The organism is Kitasatospora sp. NPDC052868, assembly GCF_044547105.1.
Lineage (GTDB): Bacteria > Actinomycetota > Actinomycetes > Streptomycetales > Streptomycetaceae > Kitasatospora.
This window is the reverse complement of record NZ_JBITZW010000037.1, coordinates 1-17571: the sequence shown is the minus strand read 5'-3', so window position 1 is coordinate 17571 and position 17571 is coordinate 1. Positions and strand designations below refer to the sequence as shown.

Sequence of the window (17571 nt, the reverse complement as noted above, 5' to 3'; positions counted from 1 at the left end):
CGGTAGTCGACATTGTACGCTCCGGAATCGTCCCTGGGTCGGACCCGACAACCACGGCCCCCGGGGGTTTGTCAGGTTCCCAGACGGTGGCTCGGGCGATCAGCGCGTAGGTTCACAGTTGTTCACTCATCTGCTCGCCGAGCACCCGACCGCCTGACCGTCCCGACCGTGCGGAGAACCCCGATGGCCACTGCCAGCACCCCGATACCGACCCGTGCCGCCGTCCTCGCCGACCTGCTGCCCGCCGCGACCACCCGGCTCGGCACGCAGGCCCGCGACCTCGCCCTGGTGGCGGGCGGCGCCGCCCTCACCGGCCTGGCCGCCCAGTTCTCGGTGAACGTCGTGGGCTCGCCGGTGCCCGTCACCGGCCAGACCTTCGCCGCACTGCTGGTCGGCACCGCGCTCGGCACCCGTCGGGGCATCGCCTCGCTGGGCCTCTACCTGCTCGCCGGCATGGCCGGCCTGCCGTGGTTCGCCGAGGGCACCTCCGGCTGGACCATGCCCACGCTCGGCTACGTACTGGGCTTCGTCCTCGCGGCCGGCCTGGTCGGCGCGCTGGCCCGCCGCGGCGCCGACCGCACCCCGCTGAACACCGCCGTCGCGATGGTCCTCGGCACCCTCGCCATCTACGCCGTCGGCGTGCCCTACCTGGCCTTCTCGCTGGACGTCCCGCTCGCCCGCGCCGCCGAGCTGGGCCTCTACCCGTACCTGGTCGGCGACGCCCTGAAGGCCGTCCTGGCGGCCGGCGCCCTGCCGCTCGCCTGGAAGCTCCTCGGCAAGCGCGGCTGACCGCCGCCAGCCCCGCTGCGGAGCCCGGGCGCACCCGCATGCCACACTGCTGCCATGCGCGTGTACCTGGGCTCCGACCATGCCGGCTACGAACTGAAGAACCACCTCGTCGAGTGGCTCAAGGAGGCCGGCCACGAGCCGGTCGACTGCGGGCCGCACATCTACGACGCCCTCGACGACTATCCGCCGTTCTGCCTGCGCGCCGCCGAGCGCACCGCGGCCGACCCGGAGGCACTGGGCGTCGTGATCGGCGGCTCGGGCAACGGCGAGGCGATCGCCGCCAACAAGGTCAAGGGCGTGCGGGCCGCACTGGCCTGGAGCGAGCAGACCGCCTCACTCGGCCGCGAGCACAACAACGCCAACGTGATCTCCATCGGCGGCCGGATGCACACCGAGGCGGAGGCCACCAAGTTCGTCGAGGTCTTCCTCAAGACCCCGTACAGCGGCGACGAGCGGCACACCCGCCGGATCGACATGCTGAGCGAGTACGAGACCACCGGCGAGCTCCCGCCGATCCCGGCCCACCACCCGCAGGGCTGACCCACCCCTTCCCTCCGGCCCCGAACGGCCGGCCGCGCACCATGCCGCGGCCGGCCGTCGTGCTTTCCGCCCGCGCCGCCCCGCCGCCCCGCGGTGTCGTCGCTGTGCCGCCGCTGTGTCGTCGGCCACAGCGCCCACCCGGCCCGGACGGCGCCCTTCGGCGCCCGCACGCGGGGCGCACGTCGCTCACCCGGTTCGTACGCCCAACCGGCGCACGCCTCCTGACGCAGCGGCTGCGGCCGCCCCGATCGGCCGAAACCCGCTGACGCGCCCGCGCCACGGCGGCGCCGCCCGCGCACAAGCCGTCGACGCGGACCCGTACCGCTGGATATGGTCGGTCCCCATGGCTGGCAGACCGCAGGGCGCACCGCCCCAGACGACTGCGACGAGGCCCGACACCGCCCCGGTGAAGGACCCCGTGACGGCCCGGTTGCGCAAGTGGCTCCGCCGGGTCCGCCGAAGGCTGCGCACCGCCGGGGTCGACTACTTCCGCGGCGGCCCGGCCGACTGGCCGGTGCTCTGCGTGCTCGCGCTGCTCGTCCCGCTGCTGATCATGCTCAACATCTGGATCCCCGCCTGGGCCCCGCCCACCGCCCTGGTCCTGCCGATCCTGGCCGCCGCCCTGCTGCTGCGCCCCGGCAGCCTGGTGGTGCTGTACGCGCTGACCGCCCTCGGCCTCTCCGCCGAGTCCGTGATCCACACCGGCCAGCGGGTCGCCAGCGCGGATCCGGACGCCTACACCTACGGGGTCACCCCCGGCGCCGCCCTGGTGGTCGGCGCGGCCGGGGTCGGCGGCCTGCTGCTGGCCCAGTTCCGCAGCCGGGTCGGCGTGCCCTGGTGGGGCGGCTCCACCATGCTCTTCGACCTGCGCGAGCGGCTGCGGGTGCAGAGCCGCGTCCCGAAGCTGCCGGAGGGCTGGCACGCCGACATGGCGCTGCGCCCGGCCGGCGGGCAGTCCTTCTCCGGGGACTTCGTGGTGGCGGCCCGGACCGGACCGGGCCAGCGGGTGCTGGAGGTGGTCCTCGCGGACGTCTCCGGCAAGGGCATGGACGCCGGCTCCCGGGCGCTGCTGCTCTCCGGCGCGTTCGGCGGCCTGCTCGGCTCGCTGCCCGCGCACGAGTTCCTGCCCGCCGCCAACGGCTACCTGCTCCGGCAGTCCTGGGAGGAGGGCTTCGCCACCGCCGTCCAACTGGTGCTGGACCTGGACACCGGCGAGTACGAGCTGCTCTCGGCCGGCCACCTGCCGGGCATGCAGCGGCTGGCGGGCGCCGGGCGCTGGGAGATCAAGGAGACCACCGAGGGCCCGCTGCTCGGGATCTACGACGGCGCCAAGTTCGAAGGCGTGCGCGGTCGGCTGAACCGCGGCGACGTCCTGCTGCTCTGCACCGACGGCATGGTCGAGGCGCCCGGCCGCGATCTCTCCGAGGGTATGGACCGGCTGATGGGCGAGGCCGACCGGCTGGTCCCCGGCAGCGGCCCGGGCGCGGGGAGCGGCGCGGCGTCCCGGCTGATCGAGACGGTCGCCCGGGACATCAACGACGACCGCGCGGTGCTGCTGCTCTGGCGGGACTGACCCGCCGTGGATATGCCGCGGGCAGCTGCTGTCAAGGCCGGCAGCTGATCTTCGGCCATTTCCGACCCGCCGTCGGCTGAACGGACCAGGCGGTTCCGGTCCGGGCCGCCGGGCGCTTCCCGGCCGCTCAGCGTGCCCCGCCGACGATTCGTCAGAACGCCTCCGCTATCGTCTCGGTCGGCGGAAACTCGTCTCACATCGCAGGATATCGGCGTTCGGCTGACAGTCAGACCTTTACGCAATCGGCACGGTCGACCACACTGAGTCCGGGCGGGACTGGTCAGGATTCGGGGGATGGGGGGCGTCGCGTGCGGCACGACGGGATCTGTGCGGCACGGAACTCCTCTCCGGTGCGACGTACCGGACGATCGGCAATTCCGCCTCGGGACCGTCGGACAGACCGGGGTCCGGCTTCGCAGGGGCTACCAGTCGAGGGCGCCCCGCTATGAAACGAGGAAGTGAGTCCGGGTGGCACTCTCCGTCTCCGCGCTGGTCCTGTTCGGCGTCATCTGCTTCATCTTCATCCGCAACAAGCAGCTGAAGGTCGGACACGCCATCCTGGCCGCCCTGTTCGGCTTCATGCTGAACCAGAGCACCGCGGCCAAGCCGATCCAGGATTTCCTGAGCCAGATCGCCAAGAGCATCTCCAACATCGCCAGCTGACCCCCACGGGGTTCTGCGGGGCCCCGCGGGGCCGAGCGGGGGAGGGGCCGGCCGCCCGCGTTACCGGTCGGCCCGTCTGGCCTGCCGCCAGCGGCTGAACAGACCCCGGGGGCGGGCCGCCGCCGGGACGGTCGCGCGGGCCGGCGCAGGTGCCGGCGCGCCCGCGGGCGCCGCCGGCCGGTGCGGCGCGTCCGGAGCCGCCAGCAGGACGAACAGCCGTGCCCAGTAGAGCCGTTCGCCGCGCGGCCAGTCCAGCGCGCGCAGCGCCGTCGAGGCGGCCTCGCAGACCTCGCCGTTGACCCGGACCTCGGCGACGTCGTCCCCCGCCTTGCCGCCCAGGAACAGCTTCACCCCGTTCAGCGGCCGGCCGGCCAGCTCCGGCAGCAGCGCGGGCGCCAGCGCGGGCAGCACCCGGTGCTCCGCGAGCCAGCCCGCCAGCGTCTCGTTGCCGAAGCCGAACACCGCGGCCGGCCCCTGCACGGCGTGCCAGCCGGGCAGTTCGGGGTGGTCGTAGTGGTCGCCGTGCGCGCCGCGCCGCTCCGTCAGCTCGACCAGCGCCGAGGCGGTGGTGGTCGCCCACATCCGCACCGCGTTGGCGAGCTTCTCCTCCTCGGTCTTGCCGAGGCCGGCGGTGCAGTCCCAGACCACCGGCGCGTCGGCGCGCCCCAGGTGCAGGACGAAGCCCAGGTCGACATGGCCGTCGTCACCGGGGTGCTCCCGGACGGCCACCGCCGTGGTGCCCGGACCGCGGACCACCTCGCCGTCGATGACGAACACCTGGCCGAGTCGCGCCATCTCCCGGACCACACAGCGCTGTATGACGTCCAGTCGGTCCTGGGGACGCACGGGAACTCCTCCACCCTCGGGCTCGGCACGTTCTCGAACTGCTCTCGAACGCCCGCCGAGGCTATCGGCCCGGAGCCCCGCCGGGAAACCGCCGCCGGCCCGGCCCCGGCGCCGGGCGGGCGGCTCTCCGGTCGCGGGAATGCCCCATATGTACCATTTTGGGTAGCGGCAACCGTAGGCACCCGCCTGGAGAACCCGCATGCCCCGCACCGAACTGACGCCCCCTTCGCCGACCCTGCTCACCCCGGACGGCTCCGGGCTGGTCGCCGAGATCGAGGCGTACCTGGCCTCACTGCCCGCCCCGGCGCGCACCCCGGCGCCCTACGTCGGCCGGCCGGCCGTCTGCCCGCTGGGCTCCGCGCTCCAGCCGTGGCACGCCGGCCACCCCTCGCCCCGGGCCACCCTGCTGGACCGGGCGCTGCGCCGCCCGGCCCGCCCGGTGCCGGTGACGGCCGCCGAGCACCTGCGGCTCGCCTCCCGCTACCTCGGGGCCTTCGGCTGGGTGCAGGGGGCGATGTGGGACGGTGCCGGCCGGGTCTGCCTGCTCGGGGCCCAGGCCGCCGTGCTCGCCCACGGCTACGGGACGCCGGCGACGGTCCGCACCGCGCGGGTGCAGCTGATGGAGGTGCTGCACGCCACCGGCCGGCCGGCGGCCTCCCCCGACGAGTACAACGACCGCCCGACGACCCGCCAGGCCGACGTCCACCAGCTGCTCGACCGCGCCGCGGCCCGGGCCCTGCGGCTGGGCCTCTAGGGCCGGGCCTCCAGTCGAAGAGGGCTGCTGACGGACCCTCGGGAACGCGAACGGCCCCGGAGAGGCGCTGGGCGTCTCTGCGGGGCCGGACGTTCGGAGCGGGTGACGAGAATCGAACTCGCGTGACTAGTTTGGAAGACTAGGGCTCTACCATTGAGCTACACCCGCACTGATCCTCCGGCCGTCGCCGGACGGAAGGTCGGGGAACAGCGTACCTGGTCCGGTCGGCCTCGTGCACACCGGATTCGCTCCGAGGGCCCCGGATATGTCGGGGAACCGGGAGGGCCCGGCGTGTACGCTTCCTCTCGGCACCACGGGGTGTGGCGCAGTTTGGTAGCGCGTCCGCTTTGGGAGCGGAAGGCCGTCGGTTCGAATCCGGTCACCCCGACAGTGCGGCAGGGTCTCGTCGTCGGCGGGGCCCTGTTGGCGTTTTCGGTGTTGTTGTCGTTTTCGGGCCGGTTCGGGCATGGTGGGTGGTTGATTTTTCACCCATGTGCTGGAGCCCCGGATGAGCCCGATGAGGATGAACCCCAAGATCGCGGTCGGAGTCGTCTTCGTCGCCTCGCTGTTCATGACGATCATGGACACCACGATCGTCAACGTCGCCCTGCCCGCGATCGGTCGGCAGTTCGACACGGATCCGGCCGGCGTCGGCGTGATCAACGTCGGCTACCTGGTGAGCCTGGCCGTGTTCGTCCCGCTCTCCGGCTGGCTGGGGGACCGCTACGGCACCCGCCGGGTCTTCCTCGTCTCGCTGACCCTGTTCACCGTCGCCTCGCTGCTCTGCGGCGCGGCCGACTCGATGACCCGGCTCACCCTCTACCGGATCTTCCAGGGGGCGGCCGGCGGCCTGCTCACCCCGGTCGGGATGACCATGCTCTTCCGGGCCTACCCGCAGGAGGAGCGGATGCGGGCCACCCGCATCCTGATGCTGCCCACCGCCGTGGCGCCCGCCGCCGGCCCGGTGCTCGGCGGCTGGCTGGTGGACGGCTGGTCCTGGCACTGGGTCTTCATCGTCAACGTGCCGGTCGGCATCGCGGCCCTGGTCTTCGCCCTGCTCTTCCTCCCCGACTACCGGGCCGAGCGGGCCGGGCGCTTCGACACGGCCGGCTTCCTGCTCTCCGCCGTCGGCTTCGGCGCGGCGATGTACGCGCTCTCCGAGGGCGCGTCCCAGGGCTGGGGGAGCGCGCGGATCGTCGCCGCGGCGCTCGTCGGCGTGCTCGCGCTGGTCGTGCTGGTGCCGGTCGAGCTGCGCCGCCCCGAGCCGATGCTCGACCTGCGGCTCTTCCGGGACCGCATCTTCCGCACCACCAACCTGCTCTCGCTGTTCTCCGGCGCGGCCTTCCTCGGGATGCTCTACCTCTTCCCGCTGCTGATGCAGGACGGGCTCGGCATGGACGCCCTGCACAGCGGCCTGATGGTCTTCCCCGAGGCGCTCGGCGTGATGCTCGCCTCCCAGGTGGCGGCCCGGCTCTACCCGCGGATCGGTCCTCGCCGGATCCTGGTCGCGGGCGCCACCGTGGTGTCCTGCTGCCTCGCCCTGATGGCCACGATCGGCCCGGAGAGCAACCTCTGGGCGGTGCGGGCCCTGATGTTCGTCACCGGCTACGCGATGTCGCACGTCTTCATGCCCTCCCAGACGGCCGCCTTCGCCACCGTCTCCGCGGCCTCGACCGGCGCCGCCTCCACGCTCTACAACGCGCAGCGCCAGCTCGGCTCCGCGCTCGGCGTCGCGGTGCTCGGCACGGTTCTGACCGCCGTCGGCGCCTTCACCGCGGACGCTTCGGGTACGCCCGTGGCGAACCTCGCCGCCTACCGCGCGGCCTTCCTGACGGCCTCCGCGCTGGCCCTCGTGGCGGCCGGGATCGCTGTGCTGGTACGGGATTCGGACGCCGCCGCGACCATGCGCCCGGTACCGGCGGGGGGTACCGGCGGCCCGGCCGCGGAGGCCGCCCCGGAGCCCGTGGGCAAGGCCTGACCGGCCCTGGACGGCAGCGTCCTGGCGTCCGCCTTTCGTGGTACCGGTAGGATGGGGCGCTGGCGGTAGTCCCTGTGGCGTCCACCCAGGTCAACCGCACGAGGGCGAGGAGTCACGCTCACCGTCCACCCCCCACGGGAGATGCAGCTCCAACCGCCCATCGCCCGTCTCGCCCGACCCGCCCGTACGGCCCCGGCCGGCGGCAGGGAGGGTGCAGGCAACCTGACCGCAAGCCCATAGGAGACCAAACCGTGAAGAGCGCCGTCGAGACTCTGAACCCGACCCGGGTTCGACTCACCGTCGAGGTGCCCTTCGAGGAGCTCAAGCCCAGCCTCGACGCGGCGTACAAGAAGATCAACCAGCAGGTCTCGGTCCCGGGCTTCCGCAAGGGCAAGATCCCGAACCGTGTCATCGACCAGCGTTTCGGTCGTGGCGCCGTGCTGGAGGAGGCCGTCAACGACGCCCTCCCGCGCTTCTACACGCAGGCAGTCGACGAGGGCAAGATCGAGGTTCTCGGACAGCCCGACATCACCAACATCGAGGGTGTCGAGAAGATCGCCGATGGTGGCGACCTGAAGTTCACCGCCGAGGTGGACATCCGCCCGGAGATCACCCTCCCGGACTTCTCGACCATCGAGGTCGTCGTCGACCCGATCGTGGTCGCCGACGAGGACATCGACAAGTCGCTGGAGCAGCTGCGCGAGCGCTTCTCCTCGGTCAAGGACGTCGAGCGCGCCGCGGCCGCCGGCGACATCGTGGTCGTGGACCTCGAGGCCAAGGTCGACGGCGAGGTGCCGGAGGACGGCACCGCCGCCGGCGTCAGCTACGAGATCGGCTCCGGCCGCCTGATCGACGGCATCGACGACGCCGTCATCGGCCTGGAGGCCGGTGGCACCGCCACCTTCGACACCGAGCTCAAGGGCGGCACCCAGGCGGGCAAGACCTCCGAGGTCACCGTCACCGTCACCGCCGTCCAGGAGAAGGAGCTGCCCGAGCTGGACGACGAGTTCGCCCAGCTGGCCAGCGAGTTCGACACCCTGGAGGACCTGCGCGCCGACTCCCGCAAGCGCCTCGAGCGCATGAAGGAGTACGACCAGGCCACCCAGGCCCAGGAGAAGGTGCTCGACGCGCTGCTGGCGCTGGTCGAGATCGAGTTCCCGGAGAAGCTCCTCAAGGACGAGATCGAGACCCGCAAGCACAACCTGGAGCACCACCAGCTGGAGCCCATGGGCCTCAACCTCGCCGCGTACCTGGAGACCCAGGGCAAGACCGAGGAGGAGTTCCTGGCGGAGACCGAGGAGCAGGCGAAGAAGGGCATCAAGACCCAGTTCGTCCTGGACCAGATCGTCGCCGACGAGGAGCTGGGTGTTAACCAGGAGGAGCTCACCGAGCACCTCATCCGCCGCGCCGCCGGCTCGGGCCTGACCCCGGACCAGTTCGCGCAGCAGGTCGTCCAGGGTGGCCAGGTGCCGCTGCTGGTCGGCGAGGTCGCCCGCGGCAAGGCGCTGGCCACCGTGGTCGAGGCCGCCAAGGTCGTCGACACCGAGGGCAACGAGATCAACTTCGACGACGACGAGACCGACGAGTCGGGCGAGACCGTCGACGCCCCGGCCGCCGTCGAGGCCGAGGCCGAGGAGAAGACCGAGGCCTGATCGCCCCGGTCGCGCTGACAGAGCAGCGGGCCCGGACGCCGTACGCGGTGTCCGGGCCCGCTGTTGTTCCGTCTTCCGCCCCCTGTCCACCCTGCGCTCACAGCGAACAGTTCTGCGTGGGGGATTCTGCGGCCCGGCCTGCGCGTTAGGGTCCTTGGACAGCAACAATCACACCGTGATACCCGGAAGCTGTGCGACACGTGACGGCCGTGGAGCGACCGTCCAAATCGACTGAGCAGGTGGCTAAGTGACGTTCCCGCAGATGCAGATGGGCCCGATGGCGCCGCACGCCGCCTCTGGTGACGTGCTCGGCGGCCTGGGCGACCAGGTCTACAACCGGCTCCTGAACGAGCGGATCATCTTCCTCGGCCAGCAGGTCGACGACGACATCGCCAACAAGATCACCGCCCAGCTGCTGCTGCTGGCCGCGGACCCGGAAAAGGACATCTTCCTTTACATCAACTCCCCGGGCGGCTCGATCTCGGCTGGCATGGCGATCTACGACACCATGCAGTACATCAAGAACGACGTCGTCACCATCGCGATGGGCATGGCCGCCTCGATGGGTCAGTTCCTGCTGACCGCCGGCGCCAAGGGCAAGCGCTTCTCGCTGCCGAACGCCAACATCCTGATGCACCAGCCCTCCGCCGGTCTGGGCGGTTCGGCCACCGACATCCGCATCCAGGCGGAGCAGCTGCTCCGCACCAAGAAGCGGATGTCCGAGCTGATCGCCTTCCACAGTGGCCAGTCCTTCGAGCAGATCACCCGGGACTCCGACCGCGACCGCTGGTTCACGCCCGAGGAGGCCCTGGAGTACGGCCTGATCGACGCGATCATGCACAGCGCCGCGGACGTTCCGGGCGGCGGCGGCACGGGCGCCTGAGCCTCGGCCCGGCTCCCACGAGACCACAGCCACAACGCTCCGGAGGACAAGAACCCCATGAACATCCCCAGCCTGTCCAGCGCCAAGGCACGCGTCGAGGACATGCGCGCCGAGGGCCGCTACATCGTCCCGCGCTTCGTCGAGCGCACCTCGCAGGGCGTCCGCGAGTACGACCCGTACGCCAAGCTGTTCGAGGAGCGCATCATCTTCCTCGGCTCGCAGGTCGACGACGTCTCGGCGAACGACATCATGGCGCAGCTGCTGTGCCTGGAGTCGATGGACCCGGACCGCGAGATCCAGATGTACATCAACTCGCCCGGCGGCTCGTTCACGGCCCTGACGGCCATCTACGACACCATGCAGTACGTGAAGCCGGACATCACCACCGTCTGCATGGGCCAGGCGGCCTCGGCGGCGGCCGTGCTGCTCGCGGCGGGCACCCCCGGCAAGCGGATGGCGCTGCCGAACGCCCGTATCCTGATCCACCAGCCGTACACCGAGACCGGTCGCGGCCAGGTCTCGGACCTGGAGATCCAGGCCAAGGAGATCTTCCGGATGCGCGAGCAGCTGGAGGAGATGCTCTCCAAGCACTCCAACAAGCCGGTGGAGCAGGTGCGCGACGACATCGAGCGCGACAAGATCCTCACCGCCGAGGAGGCCCTGGAGTACGGCCTGATCGACCAGATCATCTCCACCCGCAAGTCCTCGCTGACCTCCTGAGGCCGGCACCCGCCGGGGGCCGGCGCGCGCAGCGGTTGTGCGCGCGCGGCCCCCGGCCCGCCGACGGCGGCGGCTCCGGCATCTGTTCGGTATCAATTCGCCCAGGGCGTAGGGCAGACCTGGCGAAGAGGACGGAATCCCGGGCCCGGCAGAGTACCGTCGGATAGCGAGACCGAGCGCCGACGGCGCGGACGGTCCACAGCACCAGGCCCCGGAACCCCCGCGGGGCCCCTGGCGAAGGGGAAGCACCTCGTGGCACGCATCGGAGACGGTGGCGACCTGCTCAAGTGCTCGTTCTGCGGCAAGTCGCAGAAGCAGGTGAAGAAGCTGATCGCCGGCCCAGGCGTGTACATCTGCGACGAGTGCATCGACCTGTGCAACGAGATCATCGAGGAGGAGCTCGCCGAGACCTCCGAGGTGCGCTTCGAGGAGCTCCCGAAGCCCCGCGAGATCTACGAGTTCCTGGACCAGTACGTGGTCGGCCAGGACCTCGCCAAGAAGGCGCTGTCGGTGGCCGTCTACAACCACTACAAGCGCGTGCAGGCGGGCGAGGCCGGACGTAGCGGTGGCAACGGCCGTGAGGACGCCATCGAGCTGGCGAAGTCCAACATCCTGCTGCTCGGGCCGACCGGCTCCGGCAAGACGCTGCTGGCGCAGACCCTGGCCCGGATGCTGAACGTGCCGTTCGCGATCGCCGACGCCACCGCGCTGACCGAGGCCGGGTACGTCGGCGAGGACGTCGAGAACATCCTGCTCAAGCTGATCCAGGCGGCCGACTACGACGTCAAGAAGGCCGAGACCGGGATCATCTACATCGACGAGATCGACAAGGTCGCCCGCAAGAGCGAGAACCCGTCGATCACCCGCGATGTCTCCGGTGAGGGCGTCCAGCAGGCGCTGCTGAAGATCCTGGAGGGCACCACCGCCTCGGTGCCGCCGCAGGGCGGGCGCAAGCACCCGCACCAGGAGTTCATCCAGATCGACACCACCAACGTGCTGTTCATCGTGGGTGGCGCGTTCGCCGGCCTGGAGCGGATCATCGAGGGCCGCGCGGGTGCCAAGGGCATCGGCTTCGGCGCCAACATCCGCTCCAAGCGGGAGTCGGACGCCAGCGACCACTTCCGTCAGGTGATGCCGGAGGACCTGGTCAAGTTCGGCATGATCCCGGAGTTCATCGGCCGCCTGCCGGTGATCACCAGCGTGCACAACCTGGACCGCGAGGCGCTGCTGCAGATCCTCACCGAGCCGAAGAACGCGCTGGTCAAGCAGTACCGCAAGCTCTTCGAACTGGACGGCGTGGAGCTTGAGTTCTCCCGTGACGCGCTGGAGGCCATCGCCGACCAGGCGATCCTGCGCGGCACCGGGGCGCGCGGCCTGCGGGCCATCATGGAGGAGGTGCTGATGTCCGTGATGTACGAGGTGCCCTCGCGCCAGGACGTCGCCCGCGTGGTGGTCACCGGGGACGTCGTCTCCAAGCACGCCATCCCGACCCTGGTCCCGCGCGACATGATCAAGCGCGAGCGGCGCGAGAAGAGCGCCTGACCCGCAGCCCTACGGCGGCGGCCCCGCACCGGATCCTCTCCGGTGCGGGGCCGCTTTCGTGTTCCGGCCGGGGCCGGAGGGGGTGCGGACGGGTTGTGCGGGTGGTTACTTGGGGACCTCGGAGACCGCCCGCAGGTCGCGCGCCTCGGCGGCGAGCGCGGCGAGGTCGGGGGACTTGCCCTCCTGGGGCGCCCGCATCAGCATGACCAGGCTGCTGTTGTCCGCCCAGGCGCACAGGCCGATCTCGGAGCCGTCCTCGGTGGCCTTGGCGCACTCCATCGTGCCGCCCTTGGAACCGGCGTCGACCGAGTGCCGGTCGGTGATGCTCGGCCCGCTGCTGGAGACGCCCTTGAACATGGCGTCCATCTCCTGCTTGGGGAGCAGCACCTTGCCGTAGCCGCCGACCACGATCAACTGCGGCTCGCTGTCGCGGTCCTGGTAGACCGCGCTGACCCCGGTCGGGTTCCAGGCGCCGTCGCCCTTGCCGAACTCGCTGGTGATGTCCTCTTCCAGCTTCTTGGCGATCTCGCTGTTCTCGTCCCTGCTGAGGTCCTTGAACTGGGCCGGGAGCACGATCTTCTGGGTGCCGGCGTTGGAGGTCACGTCGAAGACGAAGTACGCCAGCAGGCCGCCGATCAGGGCCAGCACGCCGACCAGGACGCCGATCAGGATCCAGAGCGTCTTGCGGGACTTGCGCGGCGGCGGCGCCGGGGCGTACGCGCCGTACCCCGGGTAGCCGGGCTGGCCCCCGCCCGGCGCGGGGTACCCGGGCGGCGGGGCCTGCGGCGGGACGGCGCCGTAGGCCGGGCCGCCCGGCTGCGGGGGCACCGCGCCGTAGCCCGGCTGCGGGGGCGGCGGTGCGCCGTACGGCTGGCCGGCCGGCGGCTGCGGAGTGCCGTAGGGGTTCTGGTCGGTCACGGTGGCCCTTTCTTGGACGGACGGGGCACGCTGACGCCCGGCCCGGGAGGCCGGTGTGACGCGCTGCCACCACGGTGGGAACGGCTACTTGGCGGAGACCATCGCGTCGCGGATCGCCCGGGTCTTCGCGGCGGCCTCGCTCGGCGTGAGCGGCGCCGGGGATGCGCCGGTGAGGCTGGACTTCTGGAACGAGACCCGGGCGGTGGTCGACTTGTCCGCCCAGACACAGACGGCGGACTGACTCTTCCCAGCGACGACGCTGAACACACCGCAGGAGAGCTTTCCCGAGGAGTTGCGGCTGTCCTGGGCGGGGAAGTCGGTCATCGGGGTGGTCCAGGTGGCGGCGCCGTCGGACTTCTTGGAGTCCTCGATGATCTTGTCCGGGTCGTTGAGCGTGCCGTAGACGGCGATCACGCTGATGCTGTCCAGCACGTCCGCGCCCTTGGCGTAGCTGGCGACCAGCACGTGCAGGTCCTTGCCGAGCTTGGACGTCTCGCTCTTGGAGGGGTCGGCCGCCTGCTCCTTGGCCGACTTCTGCGTGTAGCCGTCCGGCAGCGACTGCGGGGCGGTGACCTTGTACGTCCCGCCCTGGTCGCCGCCGAGCAGCTTGTACAGGCCGAACCCGCCGCCGCCCAGCACCAGGGCGCCGATCACCAGGCCGATCACCAGCCCGGCCTTGCCCTTCTTCGGCGGCGGCGCCATCGGGTAGCCGGGGGCGCCGTAGGGGGCCTGCGGGGGCACGCCGTACGGCTGCTGCGGGGCGCCGTACTGCGGTTGGGGGGCGCCGTACTGCGGGGCCGGCGCACCCTGCTGCGGGTAGCCGTACTGGGGCTGCGGCGCACCGTACTGCGGAGGCTGGCCCCCGTACGGCGGCTGCGGCTGCGGGGCGCCGTACGGCGGTTGCGGCTGCGGCTGTCCCCCGTATGGCTGCGGCTGACCCTGCGGATACTGCTGACCCTGGCCGTACATCTGCCTCTGTGCTCCCCCGCCGCACCCGCGGCCTGTCGTCGTGTGGAGTTGTCCGTGCCCGAACCGGAAACCGGACGAGTGTCCGGGCACGGTACCGCACGGGGCCGACGGCCGACCCGGGCGGGCGCAGGGAGCCCCCGGACCGAAAGCGGTTCGTAACCAGCCCCCCCGGTTACGTAAACTGTGCGTCGTGACCGACACCACGAACCAGCGCCCCGCGAGCACGCCTGCCGGGGACGACGCAGCCACCCTCCCGACGACCTACGCTCCGGCGGACGTAGAGGGCGAGCTGTACGAGCGCTGGGTGGAGCGCGGTTACTTCACCGCCGACGCCAAGAGCGACAAGCCCCCGTACACCATCGTCATCCCGCCGCCGAACGTCACGGGCAGCCTCCACCTGGGCCACGCCTTCGAGCACACGCTGATCGACGCCCTCGTGCGCCGCAAGCGGATGCAGGGCTACGAGGCGCTCTGGCAGCCCGGTATGGACCACGCCGGCATCGCCACCCAGAACGTCGTCGAGCGCGAGCTCGCCAAGGAGGGCAAGTCCCGCCACGACCTGGGCCGCGAGGCGTTCGTCGACCGGGTCTGGCAGTGGAAGGCCGAGTCCGGCGGCCAGATCTCCGGCCAGATGCGCCGCCTCGGCGACGGCGTGGACTGGTCGCGCGAGCGCTTCACCATGGACGAGGGCCTCTCCCAGGCCGTCCAGACCATCTTCAAGAAGCTCTTCGACGACGAGCTGATCTACCGCGCCGAGCGCATCATCAACTGGTGCCCGCGCTGCCTCACCGCGATCTCGGACATCGAGGTCGAGTACCAGGACGACGACGGCGAGCTGGTCTCCATCCGCTACGGCGAGGGCGACGCCTCGATCGTCGTCGCCACCACCCGGGCCGAGACGATGCTCGGTGACACCGCCGTCGCCGTCCACCCGGAGGACGAGCGCTACCGCCACCTCGTCGGCACCGAGATCGAGCTGCCGCTGACCGGCCGTCGGATCCCGGTCGTCGCCGACGAGCACGTCGACCCCGAGTTCGGCACCGGCGCCGTCAAGGTGACGCCGGCCCACGACCCGAACGACTTCGAGATCGGCCAGCGCCACGGCCTGCCCTCCATCGCGGTCATGGACGAGCACGCGGTCATCACCGTGCACGGCCCCTTCCAGGGCCTGGACCGGCTGGAGGCCCGTTCGGCGATCGTCGGCGCGCTGCGCGCCGAGGGCCGGATCGTCGCGGAGAAGCGGCCCTACGTCCACTCGGTCGGCCACTGCTCGCGCTGCAAGACCACGATCGAGCCGCGGCTGTCCATGCAGTGGTGGGTCAAGGTCGGCCCGCTCGCGCAGGCCGCCGGCGACGCGGTCCGCGACGGCCGGGTCAAGATCCACCCGCAGGAGATGGAGAAGCGCTACTTCGACTGGGTCGACAACCTGCACGACTGGTGCATCTCCCGCCAGCTCTGGTGGGGCCACCGGATCCCGGTCTGGTACGGCCCGAACGGCGAGGTCGTCTGCGTCGGACCGGACGAGCAGCCGCCCACCGGCGAGGGCTGGACCCAGGACACCGACGTCCTGGACACCTGGTTCTCCTCCGGCCTGTGGCCGTTCTCCACGCTGGGCTGGCCCGAGCAGACCGACAGCCTGGCGAAGTTCTACCCGAACTCCGTCCTGGTGACCGGCTACGACATCCTCTTCTTCTGGGTCGCCCGGATGATGATGTTCGGCCTGTACGCGATGGACGGCACCCCGCCGTTCCACACCATCGCCCTGCACGGCATGGTCCGTGACCAGAACGGCAAGAAGATGTCGAAGTCCTTCGGCAACGTCGTCAACCCGCTGGACTGGATGGACAAGTACGGCTCCGACGCGCTCCGGTTCACGCTGGCGCGCGGTGCCAACCCGGGCGTCGACGTCCCGATCGGCGAGGACTGGGTCCAGGCGGCCCGCAACTTCGCCAACAAGATCTGGAACGCCACCCGCTTCGCGCTGATGAACGGCGCCACCGTCGAGGGCCCGCTGCCCGCGCCGCAGGAGCTGACCGCGACCGACCGCTGGATCCTCTCGCGGCTCAACTCCACGGTCGCCGAGGTGGACGCCTTCTACGAGGATTACCAGTTCTCGAAGCTGTCCGAGGCCCTCTACCACTTCGCCTGGGACGAGGTCTTCGACTGGTACGTCGAGCTCTCCAAGACCACCCTGGCCGCGGGCGGCCCGCAGGCCGACGCCGTCCGCCGGGTGCTCGGCGAGGTCCTGGACGTCACCCTGCGGCTGCTCCACCCGGCCGTCCCGTTCGTCACCGAGACCCTGTGGACGACGCTCACCGGCGCCGAGTCGGTGGTCATCGCCGACTGGCCGACGGACAGCGGCTACCGCGACGCCGAGGCCGAGGCCGAGATCGCCACGCTGCAGCAGGTCGTCACCGAGGTCCGGCGCTTCCGCTCGGACCAGGGCCTGAAGCCGGGTCAGCGCGTCCCGGCCCGACTGGACCTGGCCGGTACCGTGCTGGCCGACCACGAGGACGCGATCCGCGCGCTGCTGCGCCTGACCCGGCCCGACGACGGCTTCGCCGCCACCGCCTCGCTCCCGGTCGCCGGTGCCACCGTGGCACTGGACCTCTCCGGCACCATCGACGTCGCGGCGGAGCGCAAGCGCCTCGCCAAGGACCTCGCGGCCGCCGAGAAGGAGAAGGCCCAGACCACCGGGAAGCTCGGCAACGAGGCGTTCCTCGCCAAGGCGCCGGACGACGTGGTCGCCAAGATCCGCGCCCGCCAGGAGGCCGCGGAGGCCGACATCGCCCGGATCACCGCCCAGCTGGCGTCGCTGCCGCAGGCCTGACGAAGCCTGTGGCTCCCCAGGGGCCGCATCCCGCACGCGCGGGGTGCGGCCCCGCCGCATTTTCCGACGGCGTTCCACCTCGGAGGTTTTCCACCCCCGAATAGCGCAGAGGCATTGCTCTGTTCCGGCGAATATTCATCCTGGACCGGGTGAGGTCCTATTCCGCCCGAATTCATTCCGGTCTTGCCCGCGCGGGTTCGCGTACGTTCGCAGGTCGGATGTGTACGGTGTGCAGGAGTTTCGCTGAGCCGGCGACCGACGGGAGGGCATGGCGTGGTGGTGACCAAGGAGTTGGCCGACGAACTGCCTGCTGAGGCGGTCGAGGAGGCCAAAGCCAGGGCGGCGACCCTGCTGCTCGCGTTCCGGCACGGAAACCAGCTGGCGTTCGACGACACGCTGGACCGCCTTTTCGAGGAGCAGGCGGAACGCGAGGTGGCCACCCTGCTCACCTGGATCGCGGCCGAGGCGGTGCGCAAGGCGTACGCGCCCGAGGTCGGCGACCGGGTGCTGCGGTCGATGGCCCGGCGCGCGCCGGCCGACACCGGCGCGGTCGACGTGGACGAGGAGACCGCGGACGCGGCCCGGCTGATCGAGGCCGTCGCGGCCGGCCGGGTCGGCGAGGTGCGCGGCCTGGTCGCGGCCACCGCCGACACCACCTTCCTGCTCGGCGGCCTGCTGCAGGGCGTCGCCATGATGCTGCCGCTGCTGCCGGAGGGCGAGGTGGCCGAGATCGTCGCCGAGCTGCGCCGCCGGCACTGCGGCCCGTGCCCGGAGATCCCGGAGGCCCGGGGCGGGGGGGGGGCCCCCGCCCGGGGCCCCCCGGCCCCCCCCGCCGGGCGGGCCGGGGCGGGCCGCCCGGGCGCGCGGGCCCGGCCCGCGCCGGGGGCGCGAGGGGTGGGCGCCCCGGCCTCCCC

Annotated in this window: 15 protein-coding genes and 2 tRNA genes; 13 read left to right on the top strand and 4 right to left on the bottom strand. The window is 71.6% G+C overall.

Translation table 11 applies throughout. The annotated features are described in order from the left end of the window. Positions 1-183 precede the first annotated feature (183 nt). The 4 genes from ACIGZJ_RS34930 to ACIGZJ_RS34915 all read left to right on the top strand — a co-directional run bounded on the left by ACIGZJ_RS34930 (position 184) and on the right by ACIGZJ_RS34915 (position 3565). Positions 184-789 (top strand): biotin transporter BioY, encoded by a 606-nt coding sequence (locus tag ACIGZJ_RS34930; RefSeq protein WP_396461056.1) that lies wholly within the window; start codon positions 184-186, stop codon positions 787-789. A gap of 54 nt (positions 790-843) precedes the next feature. Next, positions 844-1329, top strand: coding sequence for a ribose-5-phosphate isomerase (locus ACIGZJ_RS34925; protein ID WP_392926953.1), 486 nt, complete (start codon positions 844-846; stop codon positions 1327-1329). A 343-nt stretch (positions 1330-1672) separates the two neighbouring features. Continuing rightward, on the top strand, positions 1673-2902 hold the full coding sequence (locus ACIGZJ_RS34920; RefSeq protein WP_396461055.1) for a PP2C family protein-serine/threonine phosphatase: 1230 nt from the start codon (positions 1673-1675) through the stop codon (positions 2900-2902). A 468-nt stretch (positions 2903-3370) separates the two neighbouring features. Beyond that, positions 3371-3565, top strand: coding sequence for a hypothetical protein (locus ACIGZJ_RS34915; RefSeq protein WP_329487645.1), 195 nt, complete (start codon positions 3371-3373; stop codon positions 3563-3565). A 60-nt stretch (positions 3566-3625) separates the two neighbouring features. Here ACIGZJ_RS34915 and ACIGZJ_RS34910 read toward each other — a convergent pair whose 3' ends face one another. Further along, entirely contained in the window at positions 3626-4411 is a 786-nt protein-coding gene (locus ACIGZJ_RS34910) for a DUF6348 family protein (RefSeq protein WP_396461054.1), read from the bottom strand. A gap of 199 nt (positions 4412-4610) precedes the next feature. Here ACIGZJ_RS34910 and ACIGZJ_RS34905 point away from each other — a divergent pair, with 199 nt between their 5' ends. Beyond that, the gene (locus tag ACIGZJ_RS34905) at positions 4611-5165 is read left to right on the top strand and encodes a hypothetical protein (protein ID WP_396461053.1); all 555 of its coding nucleotides are present in this window, start codon (positions 4611-4613) and stop codon (positions 5163-5165) included. Positions 5166-5262: 97 nt separating this feature from the next. Here ACIGZJ_RS34905 and ACIGZJ_RS34900 read toward each other — a convergent pair. Then, positions 5263-5333: transfer RNA gene (locus ACIGZJ_RS34900), tRNA-Gly, on the bottom strand. A gap of 146 nt (positions 5334-5479) precedes the next feature. Here ACIGZJ_RS34900 and ACIGZJ_RS34895 point away from each other — a divergent pair. From ACIGZJ_RS34895 to clpX, 6 genes are all read left to right on the top strand, one after another. After that, positions 5480-5553: transfer RNA gene (locus tag ACIGZJ_RS34895), tRNA-Pro, on the top strand. A gap of 120 nt (positions 5554-5673) precedes the next feature. After that, a complete protein-coding gene (locus ACIGZJ_RS34890; RefSeq protein WP_396461052.1) occupies positions 5674-7143 on the top strand; it encodes an MDR family MFS transporter in 1470 nt (489 codons plus the stop codon). Positions 7144-7394: 251 nt separating this feature from the next. Beyond that, positions 7395-8795 (top strand): trigger factor, encoded by a 1401-nt coding sequence (gene tig / locus ACIGZJ_RS34885; RefSeq protein ID WP_392926958.1) that lies wholly within the window; start codon positions 7395-7397, stop codon positions 8793-8795. Between the two features lie 268 nt (positions 8796-9063). After that, a complete protein-coding gene (locus tag ACIGZJ_RS34880) occupies positions 9064-9678 on the top strand; it encodes an ATP-dependent Clp protease proteolytic subunit (protein ID WP_329931219.1) in 615 nt (204 codons plus the stop codon). 57 nt (positions 9679-9735) lie between these two features. After that, positions 9736-10398: an ATP-dependent Clp protease proteolytic subunit gene (locus ACIGZJ_RS34875; RefSeq protein WP_396461051.1), complete on the top strand. Its 663-nt coding sequence runs from the start codon at positions 9736-9738 to the stop codon at positions 10396-10398. Positions 10399-10650: 252 nt separating this feature from the next. Further along, complete coding sequence (gene clpX / locus ACIGZJ_RS34870; RefSeq protein ID WP_063347569.1) at positions 10651-11940, top strand: ATP-dependent Clp protease ATP-binding subunit ClpX; 1290 nt, start codon at positions 10651-10653, stop codon at positions 11938-11940. Between the two features lie 105 nt (positions 11941-12045). Here the strand turns inward: clpX and ACIGZJ_RS34865 are convergent, their stop codons facing one another. Then, positions 12046-12858 carry a hypothetical protein gene (locus ACIGZJ_RS34865; RefSeq protein WP_396461050.1) on the bottom strand — a complete coding sequence of 271 codons (813 nt, stop codon included), beginning with the start codon at positions 12856-12858 and terminating at the stop codon, positions 12046-12048. A gap of 84 nt (positions 12859-12942) precedes the next feature. Continuing rightward, positions 12943-13827: a hypothetical protein gene (locus ACIGZJ_RS34860; protein ID WP_392926960.1), complete on the bottom strand. Its 885-nt coding sequence runs from the start codon at positions 13825-13827 to the stop codon at positions 12943-12945. A 190-nt stretch (positions 13828-14017) separates the two neighbouring features. Here ACIGZJ_RS34860 and ACIGZJ_RS34855 point away from each other — a divergent pair, with 190 nt between their 5' ends. Together ACIGZJ_RS34855 and ACIGZJ_RS34850 are read left to right on the top strand one after the other, a co-directional pair. Continuing rightward, positions 14018-16657, top strand: a complete 2640-nt coding sequence (locus ACIGZJ_RS34855) for a valine--tRNA ligase (protein WP_396461049.1) — start codon at positions 14018-14020, stop codon at positions 16655-16657. Between the two features lie 273 nt (positions 16658-16930). Then, positions 16931-17571: hypothetical protein (locus tag ACIGZJ_RS34850; RefSeq protein WP_396461048.1), on the top strand; the 641-nt coding region annotated here is incomplete at its 3' end.